The organism is Microcystis sp. LE18-22.4A (assembly GCF_027531105.1).
GTDB classification, from domain to species: Bacteria; Cyanobacteriota; Cyanobacteriia; order Cyanobacteriales; family Microcystaceae; genus Microcystis; species Microcystis aeruginosa.
Window position 1 is genome coordinate 1 of sequence record NZ_JAPZRB010000153.1, and the last position, 7,844, is coordinate 7,844.

The window sequence follows — 7,844 nt, forward strand, 5'->3', positions numbered from 1 at the left end:
GATAGTTGTTTCACCTCTACGGAGGAAAATCGATAGAAATCGGCTAATTCCCTGGGAAAGTCGATTAACTCAAACAGAAGATCGGGAAAGGTTTGAAAAAGTCGGTAGAAAATCGTGTCGGTTTTCATGAGTTCGGTCTATCCCTCTGGTGCGTCGCTGGCTTCTGGAGGAGTATTTTTGACTTCTTTGGGGTTAATTGCCTTCGGACTGCCAATAAAGAGCGATTTTAGCCAATTCCATCGCTTTTTTAGTAAGGATAGCATCGAAGAAAAGCGTCAAGAAGATAAGGCAATTATATCTCTGCTGGCGAAAGTCGTCCCTCTACCGGTTCAAATTCGTCCTCTAATAGCCAATTTTCCGCTTCCTCGTAACTCGCACCAGTGAATACCACCTGATAACCCTCAGAGGGATCGTACACGCGATAGTTTCCTGAAGATTCAGCGAGTAAAAGCAAGATATAGGGAGGAGATAGCAGCGGATCGATCCAAACCTCGGCAAAATTCCAATTATTATCAGCTAGGTTGGCTGCAGGGGATAACGTCCTAGGGGTTTTCTGCATCGATCTAATTTTTTCTAGAATGGGTAGAGAAGGAATTGCCATCGATCCATGATTCAGAGTATCTCGTCCTCTTGGTTTTCTCAGTATTCCTCGGCAGTTGCCGCAGGAATTTGCGCTATTTTAGTCTTTTTTGGTTGGTTATGCCTACACTTTAACCTGATCGGCCCGGCTTTTATCCTACTAGCGATCGCATATCTGGTGGGAGGATACGAGAGTACCCAAGCAGGATTGACGACTTTATGGGAGGAAAAAGAACTGGATGTGGACCTGTTAATGATTGTAGCGGCCTTGGGGGCGGCGATTTTGGGACTCTGGGATAGTAATTACTATCTCATCATCGATGGAGCCGTTTTAATCCTGATTTTCGCTATTAGTGGTGCTTTAGAACAGATTGCCCTGGCAAAAACCGATCGCAATATTCGTTCTCTCATGGCTATGACTCCCGATACTGCCAGATTAATCACGGGAGACAGGGAAAAAGAGGTTCCTATCAAGCAATTACAGATCGGTGACACAGTTTTGGTCAAACCGGGCGAATTAATCCCCATTGATGGCATTATTATGGAGGGAAATAGTCCCATTAATCAAGCGCCAATTACCGGGGAATCGCTTCCCGTGGATAAAACCATCGGGGAAGAAGTCTTTGCGGGAACTCTCAACGGTGCGGGAGTGCTACGTTTAAAGGTGGAAACTCCCCCCGAAAGTCGCTTAATTGAGAGGGTGATTCGTTTGGTAGAAAAAGCGCAAAATGAATCCCCTCCCTCCCAACAGTTTATCGAAGGTTTCGAGCGGGTTTATGCGAAAATTATCGTGATTTTGGGCTTAATTTTCGGGATTTTACCGCCTTTTCTCTGGGGTTGGACCTGGGAAACTACTATCTATCGGGCCTTAATTTTTCTCGTGGTGGCTTCTCCCTGTGCTTTAATGGCCTCAATTATGCCAGCTTTGTTATCGGGTATCGCTAACGGGGCAAAACAGGGGATTTTATTCAAAAATGGCGCAAGATTGGAGATGATCGGCCGCATACGAGCGATCGCTTTTGATAAAACCGGCACTCTCACCCTTGGTAAGTTGCAAGTGGTGGAAATTATCCCTATCCATGCAGTCAGCGAAAATGAGGTGTTAGCGGTGGCTGCAGCCCTAGAATCCTGTTCGGAACATCCCATCGGATCCGCTATTACCGCCACAGCCAGGGAACGTGGTATAAATTTCTTCAGTGCTAATCAGGTGCAAGCGGTATCGGGACGGGGTATCACGGGAAAAATTGCCGATAAGTCGGTATCTGTGGGCAATTTTGCCTATATTCGTGACCATATTTCCGATCTTGACCAGAATATTTTAGCTATCCGCGAACGTTTACAAAAAGAAGGCAGAACCCTAGTTTGGGTAGTACAAGAGAATCAAATAATCGGTGCGATCGCTGTGTCCGATACCCTGCGGGAATCGGCAGTTAATCTGGTGAAGCAGCTAAAAAAGATCGGTATCGAACATATCGTTTTAATTACGGGTGATAATCAACAAAGTGCCGATAAAGTTGCTGAAAAACTCGGCATTGAGGAGGTTTACGCTGATTTACTGCCCGAAGATAAGTTAACCGTTATCCAAAATCTGCAAGAAAAATATCACACTGTCGCTATGGTGGGGGATGGCATTAATGACGCGCCCGCTTTAGCTATGGCTAATGTGGGGATTGCCATGGGAAAAGCTGGTAGTGATGTCGCTTTGGAAACGGCCGATATTATCCTTATGTCCGATAATTTAGCCAAAATTCCCAGCGCAATTAACCTTGGTCGTCGTGCCAATCGCATTGTTAAACAGAATATCACTTTCGCCCTCGCGTTTATCGGCATATTGCTAATAGCCAATTTTGCCGGTGATATAACTTTACCTCTTGGTGTCATCGGTCATGAAGGATCGACGGTATTAGTGACTCTAAGCGGTTTAAGATTGTTCAAATAGGGATAAAAATACAGAGAACTATGGGCGAAATCCAGGCAATCCGAGGCACAAAAGATATTTTACCGGCGGAGGTCGGTTACTGGCAGTGGTTAGAGGAAACTGCCAGCAGAATTTTAGGGACTGCGCTGTATCAAGAGATACGAACTCCCATTTTTGAACAGACGCAACTTTTTGAACGGGGTATCGGGGAAGCGACGGACGTGGTGGGTAAAGAAATGTACACTTTCCTCGATCGCGGTCAACGTTCCCTGACTTTGCGACCGGAGGGAACGGCTGGGGTCGTTCGCGCCTATATTGAACACAAATTACAGGCCGCCGGAGGAGTACAAAGACTCTGGTATCAGGGGCCGATGTTTCGTTATGAACGTCCGCAAGCGGGTAGGCAGCGACAGTTTCATCAAATCGGGGTCGAATTGTTGGGAAGTGATGATCCTAGGGCGGATGTGGAAGTAATTACCCTTGCCAGCGAGATATTAAAAGCTGTGGGTCTAGAAAACCTAAAATTAGATATTAATTCCCTGGGAAATGCCCAAGATAGGCAAAATTATCGTCAGGCCTTGCTAGATTATTTGACTCCCTACAAAGCTGATTTAGACGCGGATTCTCAACAGAGATTAGAAAAAAATCCCCTGCGAATTTTGGATAGTAAGGACGAGAAAACAAAAATTATCTGTGAGAATGCCCCCAGTATTCTTGAACATCTCGGCAGTGATTCTCAAAAGCATTTTGAACGGGTGCAATCTTTACTAACTGATTTGGGAGTTATCTATAATCTTAATCCCTGTTTAGTGCGAGGATTGGACTATTACACCCATACGGCCTTTGAAATTCAGTCCGATGATTTAGGCGCTCAAGCCACGGTTTGCGGTGGTGGTCGTTATGATGGTTTAATAGCTCAATTAGGCGGTCTAGACACGCCGGCAGTGGGTTGGGCGATCGGTTTAGAACGTCTGATTATATTATTACAACAAAAGCAATCTTTATCTTTTTTGGTTCCCGATTTTTATCTTGTCTCCAAAGGAGAAAAAGCTGAGGCACGCAGTGTGGTGTTAGCGCAGCAATTACGCGGATTGGGGTTTAGCGTCGAGTTAGACTTAAGCGGCAGCGCTTTCGGAAAACAATTTAAACGGGCCGATCGAGCTAAGGCGGTGGGCTGTATAATTTTAGGGGATGCTGAGGCTGAAAATGGCACGGTACAACTGAAATGGATGGCCACCCAAGAACAAATTAGTCTAACCCAAGCGGATTTACTGACACAAGCAGGGGAATTAAAAGCGCAAATCTCCCGGCACAAATCCTAAGTTTTAGCGTCATGGCCAAACATTAGGCCTAGGCTAAGATTATGGAATTTATACTGCAAAAACAAGGGGAGAATCACGGACGCACAATTTCTACTAATTCCCTAGAAATTGTCTCGGGAAACTATCGTCTCTTGGCCCGTCTGGATTCTCCTTTTGCTCATATCGAAGTGCGTATCGATTACGAATCTCCGGACAGTAGTGAAAGATATACTCATTATTATCGATCGGATGCTGGGGGTTGGCTGGAAATTTTTTCCTATCGAGATTTAGGAATAGGTAGCTGGAAAATTCGCTGTTATGGGGATATTCTGGCAGAATTGGGGGGGCAAGGTTGGCAAGAAATGTTAACTTTAATTGTTACTCCTGTTAAGATCAATTATCTGGCTCAATTAGAACAGTTAATTAAAACCGAAATTGAACCTTTATTAGCACTAGAATCCTCTCGAGAGATGGTAAAATTAGAATTTGCTGATTTCACCAATAATTCTGCCTTTGTTTTTGATTTATGCCTACCAGAGGAAACAATGACCGCTAGAGAAGGGGTAACTCTAGAACTGCCGGAACCTGCTAATATGAAAAAGAGCCTTCAAAGTTTATCTAATCGCAATTCTGCACCCCTCCCCCCGAAAATATCTGGTTCTAATTCTCGCCGAAAATCCCCGCAACTGCCCCCAATTCCTAAAAATAAATAGGGTTTGCTGAATAAATGTGAAAACCTTGTTGGGTAAAACTTTTAGACCTTTTGCCCATCAAAAAGTGCCGACCCTTGGAGTGATTGGGGGGAAAATTCAGGTACTTTTTCCCTGAAAATTAGATAATTGACCAGATGAAAATCGGTAAAACCCTACACCCTACACCCTACACCCTACACCCTGCCCCCAGAAAAAACTTTTTCAGCAAACCCTATGTAATGATGAGGTGAGGCAGCAACTTAAACCTAAGATTTTTTCAAGAACTTCTGACGAACTCGCGAGATTAATAGGTCTAATTCAGGTAACTTCAATAACATTGCACCGAGGAGGAATAAACCCACCGCTACAGTCGATGCCAAACCTAACTGTAATAATTGTAGGAAAATATTACCAGCACCGAAAACCTTTTCCCAACCCCAACTAGCACCCCAACTAGCAACACCAGAAAGCATTGTAATTACCGTTAATCCCAATAAGGATAAACCCCATTCTCCCAAGGGTAAACCCCCTAAACGACGATTTAAAATCACCGTAAAAATGCCCATAGAAAGGATATTAACCCCCACGGTTGCTAAAACAATCCCCGGAGTACCAAAAGGTTTATACAAGAGGAAATCCAGCACACCATTGAGAAAAATATTCACCATACTCACCTTAAAGGGAGTGTCACCATCACCCAAAGCATAGAACAATCGTACTAAAACATCGCGTCCGAGATAGAAAAACATCCCGAAACCGTAGGCCATTAATACGGGAACCACCTGTTCCGAGGCAGCCAGATTAAAGGCACCCCGTTGATAGATAACCCGCACTACAGGGAAAGCGAGGGCGATAAAGATAGCGGTGAAGGGTAACATGGTTAAAGCCGTCAATAATAAACCCTGACGGATTCTTTGCTTCAATTCTCCCCAATTTTCCGGTTCCGTCAGTCGAGAAAATATCGGCATAAACGGCACGAGAATCATGTTAGACATGATGCCCAAGGGCGTGAGAACGATAAAACTGGCGTAACGCATGGATGCGGCGGCATTTTCGATAAAAGAAGCAAAAAAGAGGTCAGTATAAACGTTAATATGCAACATTCCCGAAGATAAGGTCGCCGGAATCATCACCCGCAACACCTCCGACACCCCCGGAATCCGCCAATCCCAACGAAATGTTAATTTTCCTAAACCTGCCTTGACTTGTGCGCCCACTTGTGCTAACCATTGCCAGAGCGCCCCGACGAGAGTACCGCCGGCGAGGACAAAACCCCCTAGTTGAATATATTGCGGCTCATCAATGCGATCGCCAAGTGACCAGGCCAGCAAACCCACCCCGATAATCACCGCCACACTGGAAAAAAGCGGACTGAGACTCGGTAGCCAGTATTGATCCGCCGCGTTGAGAGTACCGAAACCGATGCCGATTAAACCAGCTAAAACCGCCATGGGGGCCATAATTTGCAGTTGTTGAATGGCCATGCTGCGGGTGGCGGCATCTAAACCGGGGGCGAGAACATCGATAAAAATATTGGCAAAAACGATTAAAAAGACGGTGACAGCTAATAAAATCGCACTGACTAGGGTGGTAATAGTCTCGACAATCGGCGCGGACTCGGATTTATCTCTTTTGGCCAAAACACTGACCAAAGCGCTGTGAAAGGGGCCGTTAATACCACCGAGGAGAATTAACAGAAAACCGGGGATAACGTAGGCAAAAGCGTAGGCGTTCACCACCGGCCCGACACCGTAGGCAGCGGCGATTACCTGTTCGCGGACTAAACCAAAAACCTTACTGATTAAGGTGGCAACGGCGACAATTCCGGCAATACCGGCTAAGGAACGGGTAGCTTTCTTAGTAATGATGACACCTCGAAAGAAAACAACTGCATTGATCGATTCTACCCGTTTCTGTGTTCCGGAGGAAAAGCGCTCTCTATTTGTCAAATTTAATTTGACTGGAATGTATAACACCCATTTCCCCACAGACATTCGTATAATACCAAGAGCCAACCGAACCATAAATATTGATGGTTCTACGTTCTCTGACTGAACAGATGATATTGCCATTGGGGGATGTTCTCACATTTGATGGTGGAGAAAACACTATTGCCGCAGCGATTCTCGATGTGGATTGAGAACTATAGAATCTGTAACTACACACCACCTCTAGCATTGTTTGAGTCGCTTGAGAGCGGGGACGATGAATTTGTCTTTCGGGAAAAGTCGTCCAAGTTCCGTTATCACAATTAGCTTGGCTAACCAGTCGTTGATTTCCCAAGTAATAAACAAAGTCAACACTACGGGAACTAGCCAGAACAATCGAACATAAATCGATGTTAACGCTTTTTCCCGTCACAGCAGTTCCGGCAAAGTAATTACAAGTTTCAGCCAAAACTATATTCGGTTTTGCCCAGGAAGCACCGATTACCATTGTCAAAGATAGACTAGAAATCAAAATAATTTTTTTCATGGTTGATTTGACATTTTCTGGAGGCTTTTTCTGAGATCATTTTATACTCAATTGAATTGCGGCTAGAACCTGATGGCGACAAAATATTAGTATTTTTTATCTAATTCTCTGTTCCCGTAGAAAAGCGATCGCTAGTTGTCAAATTTAATTTGACTGGAATGTATAACACCCATTTCTCCATAGACATTCGTATCATACCAAGAGCCAACCGAACCATAAATATTGATGGTTCTACTCTTGATTACAAAAATCGCCCGTTCAAGAAAACTTAACAATGCCACCAGCGATCGCAGTTTTAAAGTTTAATTAACAAGAAGATAGTGATCGCACTGGATGAAAGTATTTCTAAGGCGATCAACAAAGGTTTAAGGATGCGAGAGATTGATGTTATAATGTCTCCTGAATAGATATTAATTGAGGCTTTCGATAAAGAACGCATATAATAAGCCAATAAAAATAAAAAGGTGCGTTAATTGCACCCTACGCGATTGGCGAGCGCTCTGAAAGTCCTTATCGGTCTGATTGGCGTGCGACAATGATCGCCACAATTTCCGACTAGAATAAAGAACCAGCAACTCTCAATGATTACGAATTTCACTGAATGCCAACGGTCATCGAAAATTTGGGTCTGAAACCCCGTCGTTCTACGACGGCTTTACTGTTAAATCTTAGCGCATTTACAAAATATGTGTTAGAATGTGAGGTATGGAAAAAGCCTATTCTTACCGATTTTACCCCACACCCGAACAAGAGTCGCTATTGCGGCGCACTTTGGGCTGTGTAAGATTGGTTTACAATAAAGCTCTCCACGAACGAACACAAGCTTGGTACGAAAAGCAAGAAAGAGTAGGCTACGCTCAAACTTCTTCAATGCTAACC

9 protein-coding genes are annotated in these 7,844 nt (G+C 44.4%); 4 read left to right on the plus strand and 5 right to left on the minus strand.

Annotation, left to right across the window (positions count from 1 at the left end):
* The 3 genes from O9295_RS07065 to O9295_RS07075 form a co-directional block, all read right to left on the minus strand.
* A partial coding sequence (locus tag O9295_RS07065; protein WP_287737946.1) for a DUF2887 domain-containing protein occupies positions 1-128 on the minus strand: 128 nt, incomplete at its 3' end.
* A 9-nt stretch (positions 129-137) separates the two neighbouring features.
* Positions 138-263 (minus strand): hypothetical protein, encoded by a 126-nt coding sequence (locus O9295_RS07070; RefSeq protein WP_288032486.1) that lies wholly within the window; start codon positions 261-263, stop codon positions 138-140.
* A 29-nt stretch (positions 264-292) separates the two neighbouring features.
* Positions 293-601, minus strand: a complete 309-nt coding sequence (locus tag O9295_RS07075) for a hypothetical protein (protein ID WP_288032487.1) — start codon at positions 599-601, stop codon at positions 293-295.
* Between the two features lie 6 nt (positions 602-607).
* On the opposite strand from O9295_RS07075, the gene O9295_RS07080 reads away from it, so the two are divergent.
* The 3 genes from O9295_RS07080 to O9295_RS07090 are packed head-to-tail and all read left to right on the plus strand — an operon-like array spanning position 608 to position 4,511.
* Positions 608-2,518 (plus strand): heavy metal translocating P-type ATPase, encoded by a 1,911-nt coding sequence (locus O9295_RS07080; RefSeq protein WP_288032489.1) that lies wholly within the window; start codon positions 608-610, stop codon positions 2,516-2,518.
* A 20-nt stretch (positions 2,519-2,538) separates the two neighbouring features.
* Positions 2,539-3,819, plus strand: a complete 1,281-nt coding sequence (gene hisS, locus O9295_RS07085; RefSeq protein ID WP_288032490.1) for a histidine--tRNA ligase — start codon at positions 2,539-2,541, stop codon at positions 3,817-3,819.
* A gap of 41 nt (positions 3,820-3,860) precedes the next feature.
* On the plus strand, positions 3,861-4,511 hold the full coding sequence (locus O9295_RS07090; protein WP_288032491.1) for a hypothetical protein: 651 nt from the start codon (positions 3,861-3,863) through the stop codon (positions 4,509-4,511).
* A 245-nt stretch (positions 4,512-4,756) separates the two neighbouring features.
* On the opposite strand, the gene murJ is transcribed toward O9295_RS07090, so the two are convergent.
* Together murJ and O9295_RS07100 are read right to left on the minus strand one after the other, a co-directional pair.
* The gene (gene murJ / locus O9295_RS07095; RefSeq protein WP_288032492.1) at positions 4,757-6,484 is read right to left on the minus strand and encodes a murein biosynthesis integral membrane protein MurJ; all 1,728 of its coding nucleotides are present in this window, start codon (positions 6,482-6,484) and stop codon (positions 4,757-4,759) included.
* The gene (locus O9295_RS07100; RefSeq protein ID WP_288032493.1) at positions 6,429-6,965 is read right to left on the minus strand and encodes a hypothetical protein; all 537 of its coding nucleotides are present in this window, start codon (positions 6,963-6,965) and stop codon (positions 6,429-6,431) included. The genes murJ and O9295_RS07100 overlap by 56 nt, the downstream gene beginning before the upstream one ends.
* 705 nt (positions 6,966-7,670) lie before the next feature.
* Between O9295_RS07100 and O9295_RS07105 the strand changes: the two genes are divergently transcribed.
* Positions 7,671-7,844, plus strand: a 174-nt coding sequence (locus tag O9295_RS07105) for a helix-turn-helix domain-containing protein (RefSeq protein ID WP_287706427.1), incomplete at its 3' end; no start/stop codon positions are given.

What these genes read in the sequence shown, in the direction of transcription:
- O9295_RS07070 (WP_288032486.1), bottom strand. Translation starts at nt 263, where the DNA reads ATGCTATCCTTACTAAAAAAGCGATGGAATTGGCTAAAATCGCTCTTT.
- O9295_RS07075 (WP_288032487.1), bottom strand. Translation starts at nt 601, where the DNA reads ATGGCAATTCCTTCTCTACCCATTCTAGAAAAAATTAGATCGATGCAG.
- O9295_RS07080 (WP_288032489.1), top strand. Translation starts at nt 608, where the DNA reads ATGATTCAGAGTATCTCGTCCTCTTGGTTTTCTCAGTATTCCTCGGCA.
- hisS (WP_288032490.1), top strand. Translation starts at nt 2,539, where the DNA reads ATGGGCGAAATCCAGGCAATCCGAGGCACAAAAGATATTTTACCGGCG.
- O9295_RS07090 (WP_288032491.1), top strand. Translation starts at nt 3,861, where the DNA reads ATGGAATTTATACTGCAAAAACAAGGGGAGAATCACGGACGCACAATT.
- murJ (WP_288032492.1), bottom strand. Translation starts at nt 6,484, where the DNA reads ATGTCTGTGGGGAAATGGGTGTTATACATTCCAGTCAAATTAAATTTG.
- O9295_RS07100 (WP_288032493.1), bottom strand. Translation starts at nt 6,965, where the DNA reads ATGAAAAAAATTATTTTGATTTCTAGTCTATCTTTGACAATGGTAATC.